At 60.7% G+C, this 24,016-nt stretch carries 20 protein-coding genes; 4 read left to right on the top strand and 16 right to left on the bottom strand.

The features are described from left to right. Window positions 1-9: 9 nt before the first annotated feature. Together apaG and apaH are read left to right on the top strand one after the other, a co-directional pair. Window positions 10-387: a Co2+/Mg2+ efflux protein ApaG gene (gene apaG / locus ACJ8PL_RS16050; RefSeq protein WP_016929119.1), complete on the top strand. Its 378-nt coding sequence runs from the start codon at window positions 10-12 to the stop codon at window positions 385-387. A gap of 2 nt (window positions 388-389) precedes the next feature. After that, window positions 390-1,241, top strand: coding sequence for a bis(5'-nucleosyl)-tetraphosphatase (symmetrical) ApaH (gene apaH, locus ACJ8PL_RS16055; RefSeq protein WP_016929120.1), 852 nt, complete (start codon window positions 390-392; stop codon window positions 1,239-1,241). A 48-nt stretch (window positions 1,242-1,289) separates the two neighbouring features. On the opposite strand, the gene ACJ8PL_RS16060 is transcribed toward apaH, so the two are convergent. The 4 genes from ACJ8PL_RS16060 to ACJ8PL_RS16075 form a co-directional block, all read right to left on the bottom strand. Then, window positions 1,290-3,179 (bottom strand): PhoX family protein, encoded by a 1,890-nt coding sequence (locus ACJ8PL_RS16060; protein ID WP_016929121.1) that lies wholly within the window; start codon window positions 3,177-3,179, stop codon window positions 1,290-1,292. 179 nt (window positions 3,180-3,358) lie between these two features. After that, window positions 3,359-3,841, bottom strand: a complete 483-nt coding sequence (folA, locus tag ACJ8PL_RS16065; protein ID WP_016929122.1) for a type 3 dihydrofolate reductase — start codon at window positions 3,839-3,841, stop codon at window positions 3,359-3,361. 143 nt (window positions 3,842-3,984) lie between these two features. Next, the gene (locus ACJ8PL_RS16070) at window positions 3,985-4,449 is read right to left on the bottom strand and encodes a threonine/serine exporter (RefSeq protein WP_015376621.1); all 465 of its coding nucleotides are present in this window, start codon (window positions 4,447-4,449) and stop codon (window positions 3,985-3,987) included. After that, complete coding sequence (locus ACJ8PL_RS16075) at window positions 4,446-5,252, bottom strand: threonine/serine ThrE exporter family protein (protein ID WP_016929123.1); 807 nt, start codon at window positions 5,250-5,252, stop codon at window positions 4,446-4,448. The genes ACJ8PL_RS16070 and ACJ8PL_RS16075 overlap by 4 nt, the downstream gene beginning before the upstream one ends. Before the next feature lie 128 nt (window positions 5,253-5,380). Here ACJ8PL_RS16075 and ACJ8PL_RS16080 point away from each other — a divergent pair, with 128 nt between their 5' ends. Next, window positions 5,381-5,995, top strand: coding sequence for a LysE family translocator (locus tag ACJ8PL_RS16080; protein WP_049300140.1), 615 nt, complete (start codon window positions 5,381-5,383; stop codon window positions 5,993-5,995). A 32-nt stretch (window positions 5,996-6,027) separates the two neighbouring features. Here ACJ8PL_RS16080 and kefC read toward each other — a convergent pair whose 3' ends face one another. The 8 genes from kefC to pvcA all read right to left on the bottom strand — a co-directional run bounded on the left by kefC (window position 6,028) and on the right by pvcA (window position 17,759). Further along, a complete protein-coding gene (gene kefC / locus ACJ8PL_RS16085; RefSeq protein ID WP_016929125.1) occupies window positions 6,028-7,881 on the bottom strand; it encodes a glutathione-regulated potassium-efflux system protein KefC in 1,854 nt (617 codons plus the stop codon). After that, window positions 7,874-8,431 carry a glutathione-regulated potassium-efflux system oxidoreductase KefF gene (kefF, locus tag ACJ8PL_RS16090; RefSeq protein WP_016929126.1) on the bottom strand — a complete coding sequence of 186 codons (558 nt, stop codon included), beginning with the start codon at window positions 8,429-8,431 and terminating at the stop codon, window positions 7,874-7,876. Before kefF ends, kefC begins: the two co-directional genes overlap by 8 nt. A gap of 171 nt (window positions 8,432-8,602) precedes the next feature. Next, window positions 8,603-11,827 (bottom strand): carbamoyl-phosphate synthase large subunit, encoded by a 3,225-nt coding sequence (carB, locus tag ACJ8PL_RS16095; RefSeq protein WP_016929127.1) that lies wholly within the window; start codon window positions 11,825-11,827, stop codon window positions 8,603-8,605. A 16-nt stretch (window positions 11,828-11,843) separates the two neighbouring features. After that, window positions 11,844-12,992, bottom strand: a complete 1,149-nt coding sequence (gene carA, locus ACJ8PL_RS16100) for a glutamine-hydrolyzing carbamoyl-phosphate synthase small subunit (RefSeq protein ID WP_071525950.1) — start codon at window positions 12,990-12,992, stop codon at window positions 11,844-11,846. Between the two features lie 471 nt (window positions 12,993-13,463). Then, a complete protein-coding gene (gene dapB, locus ACJ8PL_RS16105) occupies window positions 13,464-14,285 on the bottom strand; it encodes a 4-hydroxy-tetrahydrodipicolinate reductase (protein ID WP_048796020.1) in 822 nt (273 codons plus the stop codon). A gap of 263 nt (window positions 14,286-14,548) precedes the next feature. Continuing rightward, window positions 14,549-15,808: a glycosyltransferase gene (locus ACJ8PL_RS16110; RefSeq protein ID WP_116404036.1), complete on the bottom strand. Its 1,260-nt coding sequence runs from the start codon at window positions 15,806-15,808 to the stop codon at window positions 14,549-14,551. A 25-nt stretch (window positions 15,809-15,833) separates the two neighbouring features. Then, the gene (locus tag ACJ8PL_RS16115) at window positions 15,834-16,697 is read right to left on the bottom strand and encodes a TauD/TfdA dioxygenase family protein (protein ID WP_442531277.1); all 864 of its coding nucleotides are present in this window, start codon (window positions 16,695-16,697) and stop codon (window positions 15,834-15,836) included. A gap of 96 nt (window positions 16,698-16,793) precedes the next feature. After that, entirely contained in the window at window positions 16,794-17,759 is a 966-nt protein-coding gene (gene pvcA / locus ACJ8PL_RS16120) for an L-tyrosine isonitrile synthase (protein WP_079450074.1), read from the bottom strand. Between the two features lie 212 nt (window positions 17,760-17,971). On the opposite strand from pvcA, the gene ACJ8PL_RS16125 reads away from it, so the two are divergent. Further along, window positions 17,972-18,877 (top strand): LysR family transcriptional regulator, encoded by a 906-nt coding sequence (locus ACJ8PL_RS16125; RefSeq protein ID WP_016929133.1) that lies wholly within the window; start codon window positions 17,972-17,974, stop codon window positions 18,875-18,877. A 273-nt stretch (window positions 18,878-19,150) separates the two neighbouring features. Here ACJ8PL_RS16125 and ispH read toward each other — a convergent pair whose 3' ends face one another. From ispH to ileS, 4 genes are read right to left on the bottom strand one after another with little or no spacing between them, the layout of a single operon-like run. Then, the gene (ispH, locus tag ACJ8PL_RS16130) at window positions 19,151-20,104 is read right to left on the bottom strand and encodes a 4-hydroxy-3-methylbut-2-enyl diphosphate reductase (RefSeq protein WP_049300133.1); all 954 of its coding nucleotides are present in this window, start codon (window positions 20,102-20,104) and stop codon (window positions 19,151-19,153) included. After that, on the bottom strand, window positions 20,085-20,555 hold the full coding sequence (gene fkpB / locus ACJ8PL_RS16135; protein ID WP_016929135.1) for an FKBP-type peptidyl-prolyl cis-trans isomerase: 471 nt from the start codon (window positions 20,553-20,555) through the stop codon (window positions 20,085-20,087). The genes ispH and fkpB overlap by 20 nt, the downstream gene beginning before the upstream one ends. Before the next feature lies 1 nt (window position 20,556). Then, on the bottom strand, window positions 20,557-21,066 hold the full coding sequence (gene lspA / locus ACJ8PL_RS16140; RefSeq protein WP_016929136.1) for a signal peptidase II: 510 nt from the start codon (window positions 21,064-21,066) through the stop codon (window positions 20,557-20,559). Window positions 21,067-21,079: 13 nt separating this feature from the next. Continuing rightward, entirely contained in the window at window positions 21,080-23,896 is a 2,817-nt protein-coding gene (ileS, locus tag ACJ8PL_RS16145) for an isoleucine--tRNA ligase (RefSeq protein WP_016929137.1), read from the bottom strand. Between the last annotated feature and the right edge of the window lie 120 nt (window positions 23,897-24,016).

A 24,016-nucleotide genomic window follows, 5' to 3' on the forward strand; every position in this document is an offset into this window, starting at 1 on the left:
GTTGTTGTCATGATTGATTCGCCCCGCGTGTGTATTCAGGTTCAGAGCATCTATGTGGAATCACAGTCGATCCCTGAAGAAGAGCGTTACGTCTTCGCCTATACCATCACCATCCGCAATCTGGGGCGGACCGACGTGCAACTGCTGGGCCGTTACTGGCTGATCACCAACAGCAACGGCCGCCAAACCGAAGTCCAGGGCGAAGGCGTGATCGGCGAACAGCCCGTCATTCCGCCCGGCGGAGAGTTTCAGTACACCAGCGGCGCCATTCTGGAAACGCCGCTGGGCACCATGGAAGGCCATTACGAAATGGTTGACCATCAGGGTCAGCCGTTCCGCACCGCTATTCCCGTGTTTCGCTTAGCCATTCCAACGCTGATCCATTAATTATGTCGACATACCTTATCGGCGACGTTCACGGCTGTTTCGATGAACTGAAGTCGCTGCTGGCTCAGGCTGCGTTCGATCCCGAGCGCGATCAACTGTGGCTGACCGGCGATCTGGTGGCGCGCGGCCCCGCCTCGCTGGACGTGCTGCGCTACGTGCGCTCGCTCGGCCCGGCGGTGCGCATGGTGCTGGGCAACCACGATCTGCACCTGCTGGCGGTTTACGCCGGCATCAGCCGCAACAAACCCAAAGATCGCATCACCCCGCTGCTGGAGGCGCCTGACGCCGACGAGCTGATCAACTGGCTGCGCCGCCAACCGGTGCTGCAGGTGGACGATGAGCAAAAGCTGGTGATGGCGCACGCCGGCATCACTCCGCAGTGGGATATCGACACCGCGAAAATGTGCGCGCGCGAAGTGGAAGCGGTATTGAGCAGCGACAGCTACCCGCTGTTCCTCGACGCCATGTACGGCGACATGCCGAACAACTGGGCGCCGGAGCTGAGCGGCCTGGCGCGCCTGCGTTTCAGCACCAATGCGCTGACGCGCATGCGCTACTGCTTCCCCAACGGCCAACTCGACATGATCTGCAAAGATGCGCCGGGCAGCGCGCCGGCGCCGCTGAAGCCGTGGTTCGAATTGCCGCGCCTGGTCGACCCCGAATACACCATCATCTTCGGCCACTGGGCCTCGCTCGAAGGCAAAGGCACGCCGGAAGGCGTGATCGGGCTGGATACCGGCTGTTGCTGGGGCGGCGACTTGACGATGCTGCGCTGGGAAGACCGCCGTTACTTCACGCAGCCCGCCAATCGGGGCGAGGCGTCTGACCACGCCGGCAGATTAGCCGCATCCTGAAAATACACAGGCGGCCCGGAGGCCGCCTTTGTTTTCTATATTGTCGCCTTACGCCCCAATCACCCCGCCATCTTCACGCGTGATCATCAATACCGATGAACGCGGGCGCGGGCTGTTGTTCGGGAAGTGCGAATCGCCCTCTTCTCCCGGATGTTGTACGTTGACGAACATCGTCTTGTAGTCCGGAGTGAAAGTGATGCCGGTCAATTCGCAGGACTTCGGTCCCACCATGAAACGGCGGATCTCGCCGCTGATCGGATCGCCCACCAACATCTGGTTGTTGCCCTGCCCGACATAATCGCCCTTGTTGCTGTACTTGCCGTCGGTGAGGATCCACAGGCGGCCGGCGCGATCAAAGCCCAGCCCGTCCGGGCTGTTGAAGGTATTTTCCGCCGTGATATTCGGCGTGCCGCGGTTGACGCCCTCGGGGTGGGCGATCGGGTTGCCGCACAGCGCATAGATATCCCAGGCGAAGACGTCGGCGGTGGCGTCGCCGCCTTCGTCCCAGCGAATGATCTGGCCATAGATATTGTTCGGTCGCGGGTTGGCGGCGTTCAGCGGCATCCCTTCCTCACCGCGCTTGCTGTTGTTGGTCAGCGTACAGTATGCGCGACCGTCATGCGGGTTCACCGCGATCCACTCCGGGCGATCCATTTTGGTGGCGCCGACCTGCTGCGCCGCCTTGCGGGCGAAGATCAGCACTTCGGCCTCGTCGCGGAAACCGTTCTCCGGCGTCAGGCCATTCTTGCCAAACTCAAGCGCAATCCAGCGCCCTTTGCCCTTCAGCGGCGTGCCGGCCTCATCGCCGTCGAACTGCGCCACGTACAGCGTTCCCTCGTCCAGCAGCGTGCGATTGTTGGCCGGATTGGCGGCGTCGACCACGCCTTTGGAAACGTACTTATAGATATGTTCGCCGCGCTCGTCGTCGCCCATGTATACCACCAGACGGCCGTCTTTGGCCACGGTCACCGCCGCGTTTTCATGCTTGAAGCGGCCGAGCGCGGTGTGCTTGATGGGCGTCGAGCTCGGATTCAGCGGATCGATCTCGACGATCCAGCCGTGACGGTTGAATTCGTTGGGATTCTTCGCCACATCGAAGCGCTCGTCATAGTCCGGCCAGTTGCGCTCCGGTTCACTGACCTTCAGCGTGTAGCGCTTTTGTTCCGGCGTGGTTCGATAATCGGCCTGACGGGTGCCGAAATAGGTGTCGAAATTTTCCTCGCAGGTCAGATAGGTCCCCCACGGCGTCTTGCCGTTGGCGCAGTTGCCGAAGGTGCCCAGCACCTTGCGGCCGCTCGGATCGGCGGCGGTCTGCAGCAGCGGGTGCCCGGCGGCCGGGCCGCTGAACTGCATTTCGCTGTTGGCGGTGATGCGGCGGTTATAGCGCGATGGACGTTCCACCTCCCAGCGCTGGCCGTCGCCGACCCGCTTGACCGCGACAATGGAGACGCCGTGCGCCGCCTGCGACTTGCGCACCTCTTCCAGGCTGGTGGCTTTGGCGCCGCCGTGGGCGAACAGATACTGTTCGTTGACGTATTCGTTATTGATGGCCATCACGCCGTGATTGTCATCGATAGGGAAGAAGCTCATACCGTCATTGTTATCGCCAAACTGTTTTTCCTGATCGGCGGCGCTGTTGTTGCCCTGCGGATCGAAGGCCGGCGCGCCGTCCACCAGCGGCTCACCCCAGGAGATCAGCACCTCCGCGCGGTAGCCCGGCGCGATGGTCACCTCGTCGGCGGTAGATGCGGCGATGCCCTGAAAGCCCAGCAGCGTGTTCGGCGGCAGATCCTCGGCCAACGCCTCGGCGGAAACCGACCAGATGCCGCCGCCGAGAAAGCCGGCCAGGCCGACGGCGCCGGCGCTGCCAAGCAGCAGCTTGCGGCGAGTGGGATCGATCAGGCGGTCGGCGTCTAATTGCTCAATTTGCTTGGTCATAACGTGGTTACCTTTTTAGTTATGGCGCCGCGGTCAAGATTCACCAGAGTTGCCGTGGCGCTCGGAGTTGGGCTTCATACTAATCAGGTAATGTGAAGGAAAGGTTACAAATGACCGGCGCAAAAAGGCCGGGGGCGCAATTGCTTGCGCCCCCGGGAGAGTTGGCTAACGGGCTGAAATCAGCGGCGCTGCAGGATTTCGAAGCAGTAGCTGTGCGAGTTCAGATTGTCGGCGTCGTGGAATTCGCTGAACGTGGTTTCCCACTCGTCCGGCTCGTAATCCGGGAAGTGGGTATCGCCGCCGACTTCGGCGTCGATGTGCGTCAGGTACAGACGGTCGGCGCGCGGCAGCAGCTGGGTATAGATGCGCCCACCGCCGATCACCATCACTTCCTCCACGTCGCCCGCGGCGGCCAGCGCCTCATCCAGCGAGGTTACCCAGGTCACCCCGGCTTCGCTGCCCGGGCGGCTGCTCAAAACGATATTGTGGCGGCCCGGCAGCGGGCGGCCGATGGACTCGAAGGTCTTGCGGCCCATAATAACCGGCTTATTCAACGTGTTGCGTTTAAACCACGCAAGGTCCGCCGGCAGGTGCCACGGCATGGCGTTTTCCATGCCAATAACGCGATCCGCCGCCAAGGCAGCGATCAGGCTGATAATCATTGTTTAACCCTGTGTAGGCAGCAAAATTGGTGACACTATACGTAAAGGCCTGAGTGCCGTCGATAGGCTAATCAAGCAAGATGAATATATAAGATAGCTCTTATCAGTATATCTAATAACCAACGATCGCCCGCCGGGCGATTTCACACGCCGGGGCGTTTGCGGTACAGCCACAGGCCCGGTAACGACAGGCCGATCGACAACGCGCCGACGATGAAACTGGCCTTGAGGAAGTTGGTGATCATGGTCTCCATCAGGGCTTCGCTGTAGCCCAGATGCGAGATCTCCACCACCGTGATCATCGCGGTATAGGCGGAAATGCCGGGGAACATCGGGATCACCGCCGCCACGGTGAACACCTTCGGATGCGCCAACAGCCAGCGCGACCAGTAGATGCCGATGATGCCAATCAGGATCGCCGCCAACAGCGAGGCCCACTCAATGTTCATGCCGGCATGCATCATCAGCATGCGCGAACCGCGCCCGATAGCCCCGAGCAATGCGCAATAGCGCAGCGCGCGCAACGGCACGTTAAACACCATGGCGAAGCCCAGCGCCGGCACCGCCGCCAACAGCATCTCCTGCAACAAGGCCCACAACAGATTCATGACCACCCCCGCAGATCCCACAGCGACATCGCCATCACCACGCCGATACAGGTCGCCAGCGTCAGCAGGCTGGCCATCGCCCAGCGCGCCAGTCCGGTATTGACGTGCCCCTTGAACATGTCGGCCACCGCGTTGATCAGCGGGAAGCCCGGCACCAGCAGCAACACGCTGGCGGCCATCGCCACGCTCGAGGTGTCTTTAAACGCCGGCAGGCGCAGCAGCAGTCCGGAGATCGACGTCGCGACAAATGCCGTCAGGCAAAAATTGATCAGCGGATTCATCTGGCGGGCGGTGAGGATCTGGCGCACCAGCATCGCCGCGCCGCTGGCGATAAAGGTCACCAGGAAGGCGTCGCCGCCGCCGCCGTTGAGCATGCTGAAGCACCCGCAGGACAGCCCTACCATCAATACCACCAGCCAGCGCGGGTAGCGCAGCGGCCGGATCCTTTCAAAGCGGCGCGCCACGTCGTGCGCATCCGCCAGGCGATGCTCGGCGAGGATCACGATATGCTGCACTTCGGTCACCACCTGCATATTGATGCCGCGATCGACGTTCTTGCGGGTGGTGGTCAGGCAGGCGCCATGGCTGAGGGTGGTCAACACCACCGCATTGGCGGAGATCGAGCTTTCCACGCTGTCCATCCCCAGCGCCAGCCCCAGGCGGGTCGACAACTGTTCCACCACCGTGCTCTCGGCGCCGTGCTGCAACAGCAGCAGCGCGCATTGAATGCACAGTCGGGTGATTTCGCGTTGTTGCCGGTGCGGTTCCGGCCTGTCTGTGGCGGTAGTGGTCGTCTGCTGCATGGTGCTCCGTCGCTGGCGGGAGATGAATTATTATCATAGAGCCTAACAATACCTCATTGGGTTGATGCGCATCAGAGGAAGCGGCGTTATTATCGCCAGATTGCTGCCTTTTGCGCGAGACGTCTCCCATGCTTGAAACTTCGTTGTTCGTCGCCGGCATTGCCGCCCTCGGCATGCTCTCCCCCGGCCCGGATTTTTTCCTGGTGATCAAAAACGCCGCCCGCTACCCGCGGCTGGCCGCCATGATGACCGCCTTCGGCGTGATCTGCGGCGTCGCCACCCACATGTCCTACTGCGTCGCCGGGCTGGCGGTGGTGATCACCACCACGCCGTGGCTGTTCAACCTGCTGAAATACGCCGGGGCGGTCTATCTGGTGTGGATCGGCATCCAGGCGCTGCTGTCGCGCGGCGGCGGAAAAATGAACGTCAGCAATCTGCCGCAACAGCGGGTCAGCCTGAAGAGCGCCTTTGCGCAAGGCTACCTGTGCAACCTGCTGAACCCGAAAGCCACCCTGTTCTTCCTGGCGGTCTTCACCCAAGTGCTGCAGATCGATTCCGGTCTGGGGGACAAGCTATGGTACGCGGGGATTATTCTCGGCCTGTCGGTCATCTGGTGGCCGCTGCTGGTGTTCCTGATCCAGAGCGGGCCGGTGCGCCGCGGGCTGGAAAAGACGCAGAAGATCGTCGACAAATTGCTGGGCGGCATGTTGATCGCCTTAGGCATCAAGGTCGCGCTGAGCTAAGCAAAAGGGGCGCCATCACGGCGCCCCTGCGGTTATCCTTTGGCTTCCACCACTTCATCCTCCGGCGCCTTGCCGTCGATGCTGCCGCGCCAGCCGGTCTGCTGCACCCGCGCCAACCGATTCTGATCCTGCTCGATGGCCGCGCTGAGCATCTCCTTGGCCCGCTGCAGGCTGGCGATGCGGAACTCGGTATCCTGATAATTATCCAGCGTGTCTTCCAGCATCTTCAGGTTGTAGCGACGGAACGTGTCCGCTTTCTCGCGCGCCTCATAGGCGTCCAGCCCCAGCAACTCCAGCGTCTCGCGGCCGATGCGCAGCGAGCTTTCAAAGGTTTCGCGCTCCGGTTTTTCCACCCCCAGTTGCCGCAGCTGATACCAGTGATCGACGTCGCGCGCCCGCGCCACCACCTTAAGATGCGGGAAGTGCTGTCTGGCCAGCTCGGTTAACGCCAGGCTGTCTTCCACGTCGTCGATGGCGTTGATCAGCACCTTGGCGTGAGCGGCGCCGGCGGCCTCCAGCAGATCGGCGCGCGTGGCGTCGCCGTAGAACACCTTGGTGTCAAATTTACGCAGCGTTTCGATATGGTCCGGATCGTGATCCAGTACCACGGTGTGCACGCCGTTGGCCAACAGTAAACGACCGGCGATCTGGCCGAAACGGCCGAAGCCGGCGATGATCACGCTGGCGTTCTCGTCATCAATGACGTCAGCCGGGCGATCCTCTTTCGGCGCATTTTTTTCCAGCTGCGCGGCGATCACCAACAGCAGCGGCGTGGCCGCCATCGACAGCGCCACCGCCAGCGTCAGCGACTTGGCCCATTCAACCGGCAAGACGCCGGCCAGCTGCGCGGCGCTGAAGATCACGAAGGCGAACTCACTGCCCTGCCCCAGCAGAATGGCGAACAGGCCGCGCTGGCGCTTCGGCACGCCGAGCAGCGGCCCAATCAGCCACAGCAACGCCGCCTTGATCAGCATAAAGCCCAGCAGCAGCGAGGCGATCAGCAACGGATGATGGAACAGCGTGCCGAAGTCGATCGACATGCCGACGCCGATGAAGAACAGCCCCAGCAGCAGTCCCTTGAACGGCTGAATATCGCTCTCCAGCGCGTGGCGGTATTCAGAGCTCGCCAACAGCACCCCGGCGAGGAACGCCCCCATCGCCATCGACAGCCCGGCCATCTCCAGCAGGATGCCGAAGCCGAACACCAGGAACAACGCCACGGCGCTGAACACTTCGCGCATGCCCGAACGGGCGACGAAGTGCAGCAGCGGACGGGTGACGTAGCGGCCGAGCAACACCACCATCGTCAACGCGCCCACCACCTTGGCCGCCGACAGCATGAAAGCGCCCAGCGTGGTGGTGGCGCCGCTGCTGGCCAACAGCGGGATCATCGCCACCAGCGGGATCGCCGCGATATCCTGGAACAGCAGCACCGCAAACGCGCTGCGGCCGATCGGCGACGGCGTCAGATTGCGTTCGCTCATCGCCTGCATGGCGATGGCGGTGGATGAGAGCGCCAGCGTCAGGCCAATCAGCAACGCCACCTTCCAGTTAAGGCCGAGGAAGTAACAGAAGGCGCTCAGCGCCAGGCCGCAGCCCACCATCTGAATGCTGCCGCCGCCGAACACCGAGGCGCGCAGCGTCCACAGCCGTTTGGGATCCAGCTCCAGGCCGATGATAAACAACATCAGCACCACGCCGATCTCGGCGAAGGTCAGGATCGACTCGGCGTCCGACACCAGCTTCAGCCCCCAGGGGCCAATGATGCAGCCGGCGATCAGGTAACCGAGCACCGAGCCCAGTCCCAGGCGCACCGCGATCGGCACAAACAGCGCCGCGGAGCCGAGATAGATCAGCCCCTCGATCATCATGTGGTGATTATCCATGGCTGGCCTCCCGGGTTTCCGCTTCGGCATGTTCCATCAGATAGTCGACCAGCCGCTGGCGGTAGGCTTCGCCGGCGGCGAGCAGCGCTGGCTCGTTGCAGGTAAAGGTATTGTGCACGGCGAAATAAGGCAGCCAGGTCATGCCGCAATAGATCGCCGTGGCCTGCAGCGGCTGCGCCAGCGCGGCGAAGTTGGGGAAATCGCCCAGCTCGAAGTGGTGCTCGTCGCCGCCGCTGGTCACCGCCCACAGGCAGTCTTTACCCACCAGCGCATTGCCGTCGTGACCGTAGGCCCAGCCGTGCTCCAGCACTTTGTCGATCCACAGCTTCAACAACGGCGGGAAGCTGTACCACTGCATCGGATGTTGCAGCACCACCAGGTCGGCGCGTTCCACCGCCCGCTGCTCGGCGTTGATGTCGATATTGAAATCGGGGTACAGCTCATACAGCGAGCGCACCTCCACCTCGGGGAGATCCCTCACCGCCTGCAGCAGGCGGTGATTGGCATGCGAATGCCGGGGATACGGGTGAGCATAAATTATCAGAATCATTGTTATCGTCGTTCCTTCGTTCCTTGCCAATACACCAAGCATATACCAATCACACAGAGTGACAGTTTGCCCACTGATTGATAGCGGAAATTTTTAACGCCAGCCGACAAATTCGCTGAATAAAAAAGGGCGCTGCATCTGCAGCGCCCCTTACGTTGCGTTCTCGCGCGGTTACTTGCCGATGCGCGCGTGCATTTCCTGCACCGACGTCACCTGCTCGGTCGGATCCGCTTTCAGCGCCATCGCGGTGGCGAAGCCGCCGTTCAGCGTGGTGTCGTAGTGCACCTTGTACTGCAGGGCGCTGCGGCGAATCAGCTTGGAGTCCTCAATCGCCTGACGGCCTGCCGTGGTGTTGACGATGTAAGTGTACTCGCCGTTCTTGATACGGTCCTGAATGTGCGGACGCCCTTCGTGCACCTTGTTGACCAGGCGCGGGTTGATGCCCGCTTCGCCCAGCACCACCGCGGTGCCGTGGGTGGCGTCCAGCTCGAAGCCCTGCTTCAGCAGGCTGGCGGCCAAATCGACCACGCGAGCCTTGTCGCCTTCGCGCACCGACAGCAGCGCGCGGCCCTGTTTCTTCATGCCCGAGTTGCTGCCCAACATCGCTTTGGAGAAGGCTTCCGCGAAGGTGCGGCCCACGCCCATCACTTCCCCGGTAGAGCGCATTTCCGGCCCCAAAATCGGGTCGACGCCCGGGAATTTGTTGAACGGCAGCACCACTTCTTTCACCGAATAGTACGGCGGGATGATCTCTTCGGTCACGCCCTGCTCGACCAGCGTTTTGCCCGCCATCACGCGCGCGGCCACTTTGGCCAGCGGCACGCCGGTCGCTTTGGACACGAACGGCACGGTGCGCGCGGCGCGCGGGTTGACTTCAATCAGGTAGACTTCGTTGTCTTTCACCGCGAACTGCACGTTCATCAGGCCGCGCACCTGCAGCTCGAACGCCAGTTTTTCCACCTGGCGACGCATCACGTCCTGAATTTCCTGGCTCAGGGTGTACGCCGGCAGCGAACACGCGGAGTCGCCGGAGTGCACGCCCGCCTGCTCGATGTGCTCCATGATGCCGCCAATCAGCACGCGTTCGCCGTCGCAGATGGCATCAACGTCCACTTCCACCGCGTCGTCCAGGAAGCGATCGAGCAGCACCGGCGCATCGTTGGATACGCTGACCGCAGTCTGGAAGTAGCGGCGCAGGTCGGTTTCGTCGTAGACGATTTCCATCGCCCGGCCGCCCAACACGTAGGAAGGACGCACCACCAGCGGATAACCGATGCCCGCCGCCTTCTCGACCGCCTGCTCGATGGCGGTGACGGTGGCGTTGGCCGGCTGCTTCAGGCCCAGACGGTTGACCGCCTGCTGGAAGCGTTCGCGGTCTTCGGCGCGGTCGATGGCGTCCGGGCTGGTGCCAATGATCGGCACGCCTGCGGCTTCCAGCTCGCGCGCCAGCTTCAGCGGGGTCTGGCCGCCATACTGCACGATCACGCCTTTCGGTTTCTCGATGCGCACGATTTCCAGCACGTCTTCCAGCGTTACCGGCTCAAAGTACAGGCGGTCCGAGGTGTCGTAGTCGGTGGAGACGGTTTCCGGGTTACAGTTGACCATGATGGTCTCGTAGCCGTCTTCACGCAGCGCCAGCGAAGCGTGCACGCAGCAGTAGTCAAACTCAATGCCCTGGCCGATACGGTTCGGCCCGCCGCCCAGCACCATCACTTTCGGCCGGTCGTTGGTCGGGTTGGACTCACACTCTTCTTCATAGGTGGAGTACATGTAGGCGGTGTCGGTGGCGAATTCCGCCGCGCAGGTATCCACGCGCTTGTATACCGGATGCAGGCCGTAGCTGTGGCGCAGCTTGCGAATTTCGCTCTCGGCGACGCCGGCCAGCTTGGCCAGACGCGCATCGGCGAAGCCTTTGCGCTTCAGAGTGCGCAGGAAGTCTTTGTTCAGGCCGTTGATGCCCGCCTCGGCCACCTGCTCTTCCAGGCGCACCAGCTCTTCAATCTGCACCAGGAACCAACGGTCGACGTTGGTCAGGTTGAAAACGCCGTCAACCGACAAACCGGCGCGGAAGGCGTCGGCGATGTACCAAATGCGGTCGGAACCGGCGTCTTTCAGCTCGCGGCGGATTTTGGTCAGCGCTTCCGGATCGTCCAGGCTCACTTTCGGATCGAAGCCGGTGGCGCCCACTTCCAGACCACGCAGCGCTTTCTGCAGCGACTCCTGCTGGGTGCGGCCGATGGCCATCACTTCGCCGACCGACTTCATCTGGGTGGTCAGGCGATCGTTGGCGCCGGAGAACTTCTCGAAGTTGAAGCGCGGGATCTTGGTTACGACATAGTCGATGGACGGTTCGAACGACGCCGGGGTGCGGCCGCCGGTGATGTCGTTCATCAACTCATCGAGGGTATAGCCCACCGCCAGCTTGGCGGCGATCTTGGCAATTGGGAAGCCGGTGGCTTTCGACGCCAGCGCCGAAGAGCGCGACACGCGCGGGTTCATTTCGATAACGATCAGGCGGCCGGTTTTCGGGTTAACCGAGAACTGCACGTTGGAGCCGCCGGTTTCGACGCCGATCTCACGCAGCACCGCCATCGAGGCGTTGCGCATGATTTGGTATTCCTTGTCGGTCAGGGTCTGGGCCGGCGCGACGGTGATCGAGTCGCCGGTGTGGATGCCCATAGCGTCGAAGTTTTCGATGGAGCAGACGATGATGCAGTTGTCGTTCTTATCACGCACCACTTCCATCTCGTATTCTTTCCAACCGATCAGCGATTCATCGATCAGCAGCTCGTTGGTCGGCGACAGGTCCAGGCCGCGTTCGCAGATCTCTTCGAACTCTTCGCGGTTGTAGGCAATGCCGCCGCCGGTGCCGCCCATGGTAAAGGAAGGGCGGATGATGCACGGGAAGCCGACGTCAGCGGCTACCGCCAGCGCTTCTTCCATGGTGTGCGCGATGCCGGAACGCGCGGTATCCAGACCGATTTTCTTCATCGCCACATCGAAACGGCGACGGTCTTCGGCCTTGTCAATCGCATCGGCGGTGGCGCCGATCATGGTAACGCCGAACTCGGCCAGCACGCCCTGGCGCTCCAGCTCCAGCGCGCAGTTCAGCGCCGTCTGGCCGCCCATGGTCGGCAGCACCGCATCCGGGCGCTCTTTTTCGATGATCTTGCGCACCACTTCCCAGTGGATCGGCTCAATGTAGGTCGCGTCGGCCATCTCCGGGTCGGTCATGATGGTTGCCGGGTTGGAGTTGACCAGAATGACGCGGTAACCCTCTTCGCGCAGCGCTTTACACGCCTGGGCGCCCGAGTAGTCGAACTCACACGCCTGGCCGATAACGATCGGACCCGCGCCGAGGATCAGGATGCTTTTTATGTCTGTACGTTTTGGCATTTTTTACTGCTCCTGATTATTTGGCGTTAGAACGGTAAGTCTCAATCAGTTCGATAAAGTGATCGAACAGCGGCGCAGCGTCGTGCGGGCCTGGGCTCGCTTCCGGGTGGCCCTGGAAGCTGAACGCCGCCTTGTCGGTGCGGTGAATGCCCTGCACCGTATGGTCGAACAGCGATTTGTGCGTCACGCGCAGGTTCGCCGGCAGGTTGTTTTCATCTACCGCAAAGCCGTGGTTCTGCGCGGTGATCATCACGGTGTTGTTGTCCAGATCCTTCACCGGGTGGTTGCCGCCGTGGTGGCCGAGCTTCATCTTCATGGTTTTCGCCCCGCTGGCCAGCGCCAGCAGCTGATGGCCCAGGCAGATGCCGAACACCGGAATGTCGGTTTCCAGGAACTGTTTGATGGCGGTGATGGCGTAGTCGCACGGCTCCGGGTCGCCCGGGCCGTTGGACAGGAAGATGCCGTCCGGATTCATTTTCAGCACGTCGTCGGCCGGGGTCTGCGCCGGCACCACGGTCAGGCGACAGCCGCGATCCACCAGCATGCGCAGGATGTTGCGCTTGGCGCCGTAGTCGTAAGCCACCACGTGGAATGGCAGTTCCGCGGCGGTTTTGGCTTCGGGCAGGTCGCCTTCAAGCGTCCAGCTGCCTTGCTGCCAGCTGTAGGCCTCTTGGGTGGTGACCTCTTTCGCCAGATCCATCCCCTTCAACCCCGGGAAACCTTGCGCCTTGGCCAGGGCCAGCGCGGCGTCCGGCGAATCGGCGGCGATGATGCAGCCGTTCTGGGCACCCTTCTCGCGCAGCAGGCGGGTCAATTTGCGGGTATCGATATCGGCGATCGCCACGATGTTGTGACGCTTGAGGTAGTCGGACAGGCTTTCTTCGTTGCGGTAGTTGCTGGCGATCAGCGGGAGGTCGCGAATGACGAGGCCTTGGGCGTGTACTGCGGAGGATTCTTCGTCGGAAGCATTGGTGCCGACATTGCCGATATGAGGATAAGTAAGAGTAACGATCTGGCGGGAATAGGAAGGATCAGTGAGGATTTCTTGATAACCGGTCATCGACGTATTGAAGACCACTTCCCCCACTGCCGTTCCCTCTGCCCCGATGGCCCGACCGTGGAATTGGGTTCCGTCTTCCAGAACCAATAGCGCTGACTTTATCAAAACACCCTCCAAGGAATAATCAATCACAATATTTGCATATTAATTCAGATATCGCGATCTAAATCAATGCAAAAACCGTCCGCGAGGCCAATTTTTGGCAAATTGGGCGCATTTTAATGATGAGTGCCTGGCTTGTCTACCCAAACTGCCGTTTTTTGTTTTATTTTTGCAGTTCTCGGCGCGCATGCGGCTTGAGCGCCGATAAAAACACAGAAAACCGGGGCTGGAAAACGGTTGCGGGGAAGAATGATGGAAAACGGCGCCGGAATGGGACAAAAAAGACGCTAAAAAAGCCGAGAGTGGAAAAAAAGGAGATGATTAGCAAAGTAAATATAGATAAATAACATCTTTGGCAATGAAACAAAGCCAACATGATATTTATCATGTTAAAAAAAAAGGACAATAAAATTATTGCCCGATTATCATAGCATTATGACCAATACAACCACATCACGATGGTATGCAAATCAATTATAACTGGTCCAAATTCAATACGTCTCGCATATCAAACAAACCTTTATCCCGGTTATGCAGCCAGGCCGCCGCGCGTACCGCGCCGCTGGCGAAAGTCATGCGGCTGGAGGCCTTATGGGTGATTTCCACCCGTTCACCGATGTCGGCGAACATCGCGGTGTGCTCGCCGACGATGTCGCCGGCGCGAATGGTGGCAAAGCCGATGCTTTTCGGATCGCGTTCGCCGGTATGGCCTTCGCGCGCATAGACCGCACAGTTTTTCAGATCGCGCCCCAGCGCGCCGGCGATCGCTTCGCCCATGGCCAACGCCGTGCCCGACGGCGCATCCACTTTGTGGCGGTGGTGCGCCTCAACGATTTCGATGTCGGTGTAGTCGCCCATCACCTGCGCGGCCTTCTCCAGCAGTTTCAGCACCAGGTTGACGCCGACGCTGAAGTTGGCGGCGAACACGATGCCGATGTGCTGCGCCGCAGCGCGGATCGCCTGCTTGCCGGCGTCATCGAAGCCGGTGGTGCCAATCACCATCGCCTTGTGGTGCGCCACGCAAAAATCCAGGTAGCTCCGGGTGCTTTCCGGGCGGGTGAAGTCGATCAAAATGTCGAACTCGCTCGCCACTTTCTCCAGGCTGTCGCTTACCTTAACGCCCAGTGCGCCAATGCCCGCCAGCTCGCCGGCGTCGACGCCGATCAGGCTTGAACCCGGGCGCGACAGCGCCGCGCCCAACACCACGCCTTCCGCCTGCTGCACCGCCTGGATCAACTGACGGCCCATCCGGCCGCCGGCGCCCGCAATCGCAATGCGGATTTGTGAATCACTCATGCTTGCTCTCTTCTTGATTTGACGCCTATCCCATTAGGCTATCGATTCAGGGTAACTGCCCCGCTTCAGCGTCGCCAGAGGATTCATTTCATAATTAGAAAATTATGATATTCCCCCGCTTTTATCAGCGGCGCTGTCGTGAGATTAACATTCAACCGATTTGGCGGCCTGCGACGATTGTACATAATCATGCAGTTTCCATGGCAAAAAAATGCAGAAAAAAGGCGCCGAAAACGGCGCCTGGGGAAAGGATCACAGCGAGGTCAGGCGGTAATGGCGGCCACTTCGTTGGCGATCGCCGTCAGCGCATCGTGGCGGGCATAGTCCTCACGCACCAGCGCTGCGCGTTGTCGATAGATCGGCTGCTGCAGAATGCGCGTCGCCGCCGCCAGGATCTGTTCAGGGCTCGGCGTGCTGGTGTGCAGGCTGATGCCGCAGCCGGCGGCGACCACGCGCGCGGCCGCCTCCAGTTTGTCTTCGCCCGTGCCAGCGACGATCAGCGGCACGCCGCTGTTCAGCGCATAGTTGATCGAACCGTAACCGCCATTGGTGATCAGCAGCGCCGTCTCCGGCAGCCAGCGTTCGAAGGAGATGAACTCGCGCACTCTGGCATTGCCCGGCAGCGCGTCCATCAGGCCTTCCGTCGCCCGCCCGCCGGTGGTGGCCAACACCCGCACCGGCAGATGCGCCAGCGCTTGCAGCGTCGGCACGATCAGCTGATGCAGATCGACATTGGCCAGCGTGCCCTGAGACACGATCACCAGCGGCCGATCATCGTTTGCCTCCCACAGCGTTTCTTCCGCCGCCGGCTGGCCGCCGCTGCGCAGCGGGCCGACGAAGCGCACGCCGCTCGGCAGATCGTCACGCTCATATTCCAGCGCCGTGGTGGCCAACTGCAGGAAACGCTCGCAGCCGCCGATCAGCGCGTCGGTGAACGGGCGATTCAGCGGCCGCCCGCCCGCCTGCACCAGCGCGGCATCAAAGCTTTGCTGCACCTCATCAAGCAACACCCGCGTTTCTTCATCCACCAACTGCTCACGGGTCAGCGTCCGCGGCAGCAGCGCCGGCGGGATGCGCGGGCCATAGAAAATGGCGTCGCGCGAAGAATACGACAGCGGCGTGACGCCGATCCCGAAGACCGGCGGCCGTTCGGCGGACTGCAGCAGCGGCAGCACGCCGTAGAAGCAGTTCTCCACCATCAGCAGATCGGTCTTTTCGGCGGCGATGGCCGCACGCAGCTGACGATCCAACAGTGGGATCGGCGCGGCGAAGAAATCTTTCAGCGCCAGCGCCATCTGCGCGTTGCCCGGCGGCAGCGCGGCGCGCTCGGGGAAATGCTCCTCCAGGTGGCGATAGTCGAAGTCCACCTGCGCGTCGAACGGCACGAAGCTCGCCCCAGCCGCTTCGGCGCGTTCGCGGAACAGCGCGCCGGTCATCACCCGCACCTGATGCCCTTGGGCAATCAGGTGGCGAGCGATGGCTAACATCGGGTAGACGTGCCCCGGAGTGGCGACCGCCGCCATCAGTATCCTTGCCATAATGCTCCTTTTAAGCTTCTGCGTTGGCCGGCTTCAGCGCCAGATTGGCGCACACCGGATTGCTTTGAATATGCACGCGCTGCAAATGACGCGCGGAACGGGCGGTAAAGCCCTCACGTCCGTGCAGCAGCGAGAAGTTGTCCGCCACCACCACGTCGCCCTGTTGCCACTGATGGGCGTAATAGTGACGCGGATCGTACAGATGCTGCTGCAGAGTGTGGTGGAACTGTTCCTGCTGTTGTTCCGGCACGCCGTGATATTCCAGCGCATGTTGATTGAGGAATTTTTTCCCTTCCGTCGGCGGTTCATTGTAGCGCATGATCAAGCCCCTGCCGTTCGGGTGCTGCACCACCAGCGGCGAACAGACTTCACCGCCGTAATGCACCACCTGCTTGATGCGGTAGGTGATCGACACCGACAGCCACTGATCCAGCAACGCTTCGTCCGCATTGGCCAGCAGCCGCATGGTATCGACGAAGGTAGTGCACCCGCCCTCGTCCGGCGACGGTGCCTCCACGCAGTGGAACAGCTGGAATTCGGGAATAGTCGGCTTATACATGCCATCCCAATGCAGCGGGACGTAGCTGCTGTCGAAAATATGATCCTTGGCGTCCGGATGTTCCTTCACGTCCAGCACCGCGCCGAACGGCCACATCATGATCTCGCCCCACTGCTCGGCATAGCGCGTCAGAACCTCCCCATCGCTGAAACCGGAGTCGAATCCGCGCAGCACCAGCAAGTGATGTTCCTGCGCCAGCGCCCGCAGCGCTGCCACCGGCAGTTCGCCGATCTTTTGCCCCGGATGCTGCGGCGTCAGGATCGCGCCAAACGGGGTATTCGGTTGAATATGGCAATTAAGCGGTTGGTTATTCATCGGTGATTCTCCTTGCATCGAATGTGCTGCTCACACGGCAACGTGCCGTCAAAAACGCGTCCGCCAGGATTTCGGGCGCAAAAGCCTGCAGCGGCCTCAGGCCATCTGCGGTTGTTCGATCAGGTAATGGCTCGGCGTGCCGCGGATCGCCACCAATTCGCCGTCCAGGCTCTGCGCGTCTTTACGCTTCATCAGCACGAACTGGCCGTTCACGTTGGCTGCCACGCCATGCCACGGCGTCAGCCAGTCGTCTTTGGTCGGCATCATGTGGATGCCCATTTTCAGGCTGTCGACCGGCTGCGGGTGAATCGACAGGCGGATCGCCGCCGGGAAATGCTGCGCCAGCAGATTGCCCCAGGCCCAGCTGCGCTGGATCACTCCGCAGGCGCGCTGTTTGGCGTCTTTCTGCAGCGCGGCGTTGGAACCGCTGTAGCCCGGCAGTTGGCTGTCTTCATACAGGAAGCGCGTGATGGCGCGGTACAGCAAGAGGCCCTGTTCGTCCTGCATCAACTGCTGTTTGATCGCCTCTTCCGATTCGGCATAGCCCTCCACCAACAGTTGGCGCAGCAGATCGTAATCATCGGTATGTTCGGCCAGGCCTTTGACGTCGCCGAGGTTGAATACGCTGAGATGCGTCGCGCCCACTTCATGCAGCAGGTTTTCAATTTCGCGCTGATAGCGGTTGATCGCTTCGTCACTGACGCGGATCAGATCGCCGAACACGTGGCCATCGGAGCAGATAACGATATGCGCACCCGGCGGGTAGTAGAGTTGAATGCGCTGGCATAGCGAGTTGAGGAAGATCAGCGACAGCCGCTCCGCCATGTCCGGCACCGCGCCGATCACCTTGTTGGTGTTGGGCGACTTGGTCGGGAAGGCCGGCAGCACGAATTCGATGCGTTGCTCGTTTTCGATGAATGCCCGAATGCGCGGCAATTGCACCTGAGTGACCCGCCGTTCTTCTTCAGCGATCGAGGTGTCGTCGCCGGGGAAACGGCGGCGGTATTGCAATAATTCACGTAGGATCTTTAACGATATTTCTTCTTTCTGAGCGCTGTCCACAATGAGCTCCTGTTACGATGTGGTGCGGGAGTATTATTGATAAGCGCAATAAGATTTATCAAAAAGAGAAAAAATCTCTGCAAAATAATAATCAGCCCGTCGTTTATATGCTTCAGGCAATATAGAAGAGATGATGCTATATTATTAGCCCGTATAATTCACAATCTTGGTTAAGTTGTGCTTAACAAACTATGAGCAATATTTTAAAACGCATGGCCATTTTCTCAAAAGTGGTCGATTGCGGCGCATTCAGCATGGCGGCAAAAGAATTGGGCATGACGACCTCCGCCGTCAGCCAACATATTCGCCAGCTGGAGGAGCATCTGGGCATTCAATTACTGTTGCGATCGACGCGTTCATTGAGTCTGACCGAAGCAGGATTGTGTTTTTATGAAGATTGCCTGCTGATGATCCACGCTGCCGAACGTGGCCAACAACGGATCGCCGCGCTGCGCGGAGAGCTGGTCGGCGAACTGCGCGTCGCCACCTCCACTGAATTCGCCACTCACTATCTGGTGCCGGCGCTGCAAAGCTTTCTCGACGAGCATCCTCGGCTCACGCTGCGGCTGGAGATCCACGATGAGAAGATAGACCTGATCGCGCAACGCATCGATCTGGCGATACGCGGCGGCGTGCTGGCCGATTCCAGCTACGTTTCCACGCGGTTGGCCCGCTGCCGCGAAGTGTTGTGCGCCTCACCGGCCTACCTGGCACACCACGGCGTGCCGGATTCGCCGCAGGCGCTGACCCATCACCATTGGGTCACCTTTACGCCGCTCGGCAACCCACAGTTTGTCCGTCTTATCCATCGCAACGGCGATGAACACCGCATGCGCATGACCGGGCGTTTGTTCACCAACAGCGGTATGGCGATGAAGGAGTTGGCGTTGACCGGCAAGGGCATCATTCGCAATTTCTTCGCCAATGTTGAACGTGAATTGCGCAGCGGTGAGCTGATTGAAATATTGCCCGATTGGCGCTTACCGGAAATTAATTGCTACGCCATTATGCCACGTAGGGAGATCCAGCCATTAAAAGTCAGACGGTTGCTGGAACATATGAAACTCTATTTGCAGGAGAAAGGATTAACCGCCGTAGAACATATTCGGCAGGAATAAAATAAGAAACATCTGCAACATCCATTATTGTAATTATTGTAATCACTTTGCCAACACCGGGCCTATTTAGATTGCAGCCTAATGATATTCTTATTAATGACTTTTCGCCAGCCTATATAATTAACCACACCGACGTTATTTCAAATACTCAGAATAAATTTGACTTTAGTTAGCAGAAAATTTGAATATGCATGGAGTGTTATTTTTTACGCGGCTCGCTTTCCAAAAAAAAACGGGAAGCCTAAGCCCCCCGTTGTCATTCACTCACGCACATCAGTCAATCTGACGGACGTCCACGCGCAATTCTTTCGGCACTTCGAACACGATGTTCTCTTCGCGCCCGCTGATTTCATGCACGTCCAGGCCGCCCAGCGCTTTCAGGCGGGAGATCACCTCCTGCACCAGCACGTCCGGTGCCGAGGCGCCGGCGGTAACGCCGATATTGCGCGCTTCGCTCAGCCAGCTTTCCTGAATATCCGCCGCCGAATCGATCAGATAAGCCGGTTTGCCGACGCGCTGCGCCAGTTCCGCCAGACGGTTGGAGTTGGAGGAGTTCTTCGACCCCACCACCAGCACCACGTCCGCATCGCCGGCCAGGTTGCGCACCGCTTCCTGACGGTTGGTGGTGGCGTAGCAGATATCATCCTTACGTGGCCCGATAATATTCGGGAAACGCTGACGCAACGCGTCGATCACGTCCGAGGTATCATCCACCGACAGCGTAGTCTGCGTCATGAAGCACAGGTTGTCTTCGTCTTTCACCCGCAGCTTCCACACGTCTTCCGGCGACTCGACCAGGTACATGCCGCCCTGTGGGTTGCTGTACTGGCCCATGGTGCCTTCCACCTCCGGATGCCCGGCATGGCCGATCAGGATCGCTTCGGTGCCGCGGCGGCTGGCGCGCGCCACTTCCATATGCACCTTGGTCACCAGCGGACAGGTGGCGTCGAACAGCATGGTCAGATCGCGCGCCTTGGCTTCGGCGCGCACCGCCTGAGAAACGCCGTGCGCCGAGAAGATCAGGATAGAGCCGTCCGGCACTTCGGCGATCTCTTCGATAAACACCGCGCCGCGCTCACGCAGGCTGTCGACCACGTAGCGGTTGTGCACCACTTCATGTCGCACGTAGATCGGCGCACCGTACAGCTCCAGCGCACGTTCCACGATGCTGATCGCACGATCAACCCCGGCGCAGAAGCCGCGCGGGTTAGCCAGCAATATTTGCATGCGTCTCCTCCTGCTGCGGATCGATCTCCAGCACTTCGATGTCGAAGGTCACCGGATGGCCCGCCAGCGGATGGTTGAAATCGACGGTGATTGAATCCTCCGCCACCGCGCGCACCACGCCCGGCATTTCGCTGCCGTCGATGGCGGTAAACAGCATGATGGTGCCCACGTCCGGCACGCCGGTTTCCGCGAAGTCGCGGCGCGAGAAGAACTGGACCAGATCCGGGTTCTCCGCGCCGAACGCCGCTTCCGGCTGCAGGGTAAAGGCGCGCTTGTCGCCCGCGCGCAGGCCGAGCAGTTGCTCTTCCAGCGGCGCCGACAGGCTGCCGTCACCCAGGCGGAACAGCGCCGGTTTGCCGCTGCTGCGGGTGGATTCGGCGGTCGAACCGTCTTCCAGTTTCAGCGTGAAGTGAACCAGCACCGCGCTGTCACTGATAACCTGAGCCGTCATATTACTCACCTTTACTCTTTGCGTCTTTGTTCGCCGGCGACAAGAAACCTTCCAGCACGATCATCGCCGCGCCCACGCAGATAAAGCTGTCCGCCAGATTGAAGGTCGGGTAGTGCCAATCACCGACGTAGAAGTCGATGAAATCGACCACAAAACCGTGCCACAGGCGATCGAACAGGTTGCCCAGCGCCCCGCCGATAATAAAGGCGTAGGCGATGTTGTTCAGCTTCTGCTGTGCCGCGCTGCGGTACATCATCACCAGCAGCACCGCGACGATGGCGATGGCGATGCCGGCGAAGAACCAGCGCTGCCAACCGCCGTGATCGGCCAGGAAGCTGAACGCGGCGCCGTAGTTGCGCGCGTAAAACAGGTTGAACGACGGGATCAACGGCTGGGACTGGCCCAGCGTAAAGTTAGCGAGGATCCACTGCTTGCTGCCGAAATCCAGCGCCAGCACCGCCACTACAACCCACAGCCAACGCAGGCCGGTCGAACAAATTGGTTTACTCATCAGGCGCGAGTTCTCAGGCAAAGTTACGCTTCTCGCCGTCACCGGCGACGTTGCTCACACAGCGGCCGCAGATGTCTGCGTGCTCCGCCACCAGACCGATATCGGTGGTGTAATGCCAGCAGCGCGGGCACTTCTCACCTGGCGCCGTGCTGAAGGCGATCTTCAGCCCTTTCAGCAGCTCGGAAGCCTGCGCGTCGGCCGGCGCATCCGCCAAAGGCGCAACGCTTGCCGCAGAGGTCAGCAGCACAAAGCGCAGCTCATCCTGCAGGCTGTTCAGACGCGCCGCCAACTCGCTGTCGGCATACAGCGTCACCGCCGCTTCCAGCGAACCGCCGAGGCGTTTGTCGGCACGCGCCTGCTCCAGCACCTTGTTCACTTCGCCGCGCACTTTCAGCAGCTCAGCCCAGAAAGCGTCGTTCATCGACTCGCCTTCCGCCAGCCCGAACAGGCCGTCGTACCACTCTTCAGTGAACACGTACTGCGCGCGTTTGCCCGGCATGAAGCCCCAGATCTCGTCTGCGGTGAACGACATGATCGGCGCCATCCAGCGCACCAGCGCTTCGACGATGTGATACAGCGCGGTCTGGCAGCTGCGGCGGGCGACGCTGTCGCTCTTCGCGGTGTACTGACGATCCTTGATGATATCCAGGTAGAAGGAGCCCATCTCGACCGAACAGAACTGCATCAGGCGCTGCACCACTTCGTGGAAATCGTAGTTGGCGTAAGCCTGCTCGATATCCCGCTGCGCCGCCAGCGCGCGGCCGACCGCCCAGCGATCCAGCACCACCATGTCTTCCGGCGCCACGCAATCGGTGCTCGGCTCGAACCCGTTCAGGTTGGCCAGCAGGAAGCGCGCGGTGTTGCGGATGCGGCGATAAGAGTCGGCGGAGCGCTTGAGGATCTCATCGGACACCGCGATCTCGCCGGTGTAATCGGTCGACGCCACCCACAGACGCAGAATGTCGCCGCCCAGCTTGTTCATCACGTCCTGCGGGCTGACGGTGTTGCCGATCGACTTGGACATCTTGCGGCCCTGACCGTCGACGGTGAAGCCGTGGGTCAGCACTTCCTTGTACGGCGCCTTGCCCTTCATCGCGGTGGAAATCATCAGCGATGACATGAACCAGCCGCGGTGTTGGTCGGAGCCTTCCAGATACATGTCGGCGCCGTGGCCGTTGAATTCAGGACGCACGTCGACAACCGAGGCGTGGGTGGAACCGGAATCGAACCACACGTCCAGCGTATCCGGCACTTTCACGTAGTCGGCGGCTTCCGCGCCGAGGATGTCGGCCGCGTCCAGATCCCACCAGGCCTGAATGCCGTCTTGCTCGACGCGTTTGGCCACTTCTTCCATCAGCTCAACGCTGCGCGGGTGCAGCTGCTCGGTCTCTTTATGCACGAACAGCGACATCGGCACGCCCCAGGTGCGCTGACGCGAGATGCACCAGTCCGGGCGGTTGGCGACCATCATTTCGATGCGCGCCTGGCCCCAATCCGGGATCCACTGCACGCCCTTGATCTCTTCCAGCGACTGCTGACGCAGGCCTTTCTGATCCATGCTGATGAACCATTGCGGCGTAGCGCGGAAGATGATCGGCGTCTTGTGGCGCCAGCAGCACGGATAGCTGTGCAGGAACTTCTCGACGTGCAGCAGCGCGCCTTTGTCACGCAGCAGATCGACGATCAGATCGTTGGCCTTGAAGACGAACTTGCCGTCCAGCAGCGGGTAGGTGCCGGTCAGGTAGCAGCCGTTCGGCCCTACCGGGTTGGCCACTTCCAGGCCGTATTTCTGGCCGATCACGAAGTCGTCCGGGCCGTGGCCTGGCGCGGTATGCACCGCACCGGTACCGGCGTCCAGCGTCACGTGCTCGCCGAGGATCGCCGGCACGTCGAAGTCCATGAACGGGTGTTTGAAGCGCAGCAGCTCCAGATCGGCGCCTTTGCAGCTGCCCAGCACGGTCCACTCGGTGATGCCGGCGCGCTTCATCACGCTTTCCACCAGTTCAGCCGCCAGGATCAGGCACTGGCCGTCAACCTGCACCAACTGATAGGTGAAGTCCGGGTGCAGCGAGATCGCGCGGTTGGCCGGCAGGGTCCACGGGGTGGTGGTCCAGATAACCAGGGAGATGGCGCCGCTGAAGTGGCTCACGCCGAACTTGGCCGCCACGGCAGCCGCGTCGGCCGCATGGAAGCTCACGTCGATCGACGGCGAAGTTTTGTCGTAGTACTCCACTTCCGCTTCCGCCAGCGACGAGCCGCAGTCGGTGCACCAGTGAACCGGCTTGGCGCCTTTCAGCAGGTGGCCGTTGCTGATGATCTTGCCCAGCGCGCGGATGATGTTGGCTTCGGTTTTGAAGTCCATCGTCAGGTACGGACGATCCCAGTCGCCCAACACGCCCAGGCGGATGAAGTCCTTCTTCTGGCCTTCAACCTGCTCGGCCGCGTACTCGCGGCACTTCTGGCGGAACTCGGCCGCCGTCAGCTTCTCGCCCGGCTTGCCGTACAGTTGCTCAACCTTCAGTTCGATCGGCAGGCCGTGGCAATCCCAACCCGGCACATAAGGCGAGTCGAAGCCGGCCATCCCTTTCGACTTGATGATAATGTCTTTGAGAATCTTGTTAACCGAGTGACCAATGTGAATGCTGCCGTTCGCATACGGAGGCCCGTCATGCAAAATGAAGGTTTTTTTGCCCTTTTTGGCAGTACGAATAATCCCGTACAGATCCTGTTCATACCAACGTTGCAGCATGCCAGGTTCGCGCTTGGCGAGATCGCCGCGCATCGGGAACCCTGTTTCCGGCAAGTTCAGGGTATTCTTGTAGTCACTCATGAGATTCTCGTTTCCGTTTTCGGCTATTTACCCGTCACACTTCAAGCTGCATCTTTGTCGGCCGCCCTTTCTCACCCGAATCACTTGCCTGTGCAAGCTCATCGGGGTTCGCGCGGTTGC

Origin of the sequence: Serratia sp. CY83965 (assembly GCF_052166375.1) — a bacterium.
GTDB classification, from domain to species: Bacteria; Pseudomonadota; Gammaproteobacteria; order Enterobacterales; family Enterobacteriaceae; genus Serratia; species Serratia marcescens.

Excerpts from the sequence above, each read along its gene's own strand:
- apaG (WP_016929119.1), top strand. The coding sequence starts at position 10 with ATGATTGATTCGCCCCGCGTGTGTATTCAGGTTCAGAGCATCTATGTG.
- apaH (WP_016929120.1), top strand. The coding sequence starts at position 390 with ATGTCGACATACCTTATCGGCGACGTTCACGGCTGTTTCGATGAACTG.
- ACJ8PL_RS16060 (WP_016929121.1), bottom strand. The coding sequence starts at position 3,179 with ATGACCAAGCAAATTGAGCAATTAGACGCCGACCGCCTGATCGATCCC.
- folA (WP_016929122.1), bottom strand. The coding sequence starts at position 3,841 with ATGATTATCAGCCTGATCGCTGCCTTGGCGGCGGATCGCGTTATTGGC.
- ACJ8PL_RS16070 (WP_015376621.1), bottom strand. The coding sequence starts at position 4,449 with ATGAATCTGTTGTGGGCCTTGTTGCAGGAGATGCTGTTGGCGGCGGTG.
- ACJ8PL_RS16075 (WP_016929123.1), bottom strand. The coding sequence starts at position 5,252 with ATGCAGCAGACGACCACTACCGCCACAGACAGGCCGGAACCGCACCGG.
- ACJ8PL_RS16080 (WP_049300140.1), top strand. The coding sequence starts at position 5,381 with ATGCTTGAAACTTCGTTGTTCGTCGCCGGCATTGCCGCCCTCGGCATG.
- kefC (WP_016929125.1), bottom strand. The coding sequence starts at position 7,881 with ATGGATAATCACCACATGATGATCGAGGGGCTGATCTATCTCGGCTCC.
- kefF (WP_016929126.1), bottom strand. The coding sequence starts at position 8,431 with ATGATTCTGATAATTTATGCTCACCCGTATCCCCGGCATTCGCATGCC.
- carB (WP_016929127.1), bottom strand. The coding sequence starts at position 11,827 with ATGCCAAAACGTACAGACATAAAAAGCATCCTGATCCTCGGCGCGGGT.
- dapB (WP_048796020.1), bottom strand. The coding sequence starts at position 14,285 with ATGAGTGATTCACAAATCCGCATTGCGATTGCGGGCGCCGGCGGCCGG.
- ACJ8PL_RS16110 (WP_116404036.1), bottom strand. The coding sequence starts at position 15,808 with ATGGCGGCGGTCGCCACTCCGGGGCACGTCTACCCGATGTTAGCCATC.
- ACJ8PL_RS16115 (WP_442531277.1), bottom strand. The coding sequence starts at position 16,697 with ATGAATAACCAACCGCTTAATTGCCATATTCAACCGAATACCCCGTTT.
- ACJ8PL_RS16125 (WP_016929133.1), top strand. The coding sequence starts at position 17,972 with ATGGCCATTTTCTCAAAAGTGGTCGATTGCGGCGCATTCAGCATGGCG.
- ispH (WP_049300133.1), bottom strand. The coding sequence starts at position 20,104 with ATGCAAATATTGCTGGCTAACCCGCGCGGCTTCTGCGCCGGGGTTGAT.
- fkpB (WP_016929135.1), bottom strand. The coding sequence starts at position 20,555 with ATGACGGCTCAGGTTATCAGTGACAGCGCGGTGCTGGTTCACTTCACG.
- lspA (WP_016929136.1), bottom strand. The coding sequence starts at position 21,066 with ATGAGTAAACCAATTTGTTCGACCGGCCTGCGTTGGCTGTGGGTTGTA.
- ileS (WP_016929137.1), bottom strand. The coding sequence starts at position 23,896 with ATGAGTGACTACAAGAATACCCTGAACTTGCCGGAAACAGGGTTCCCG.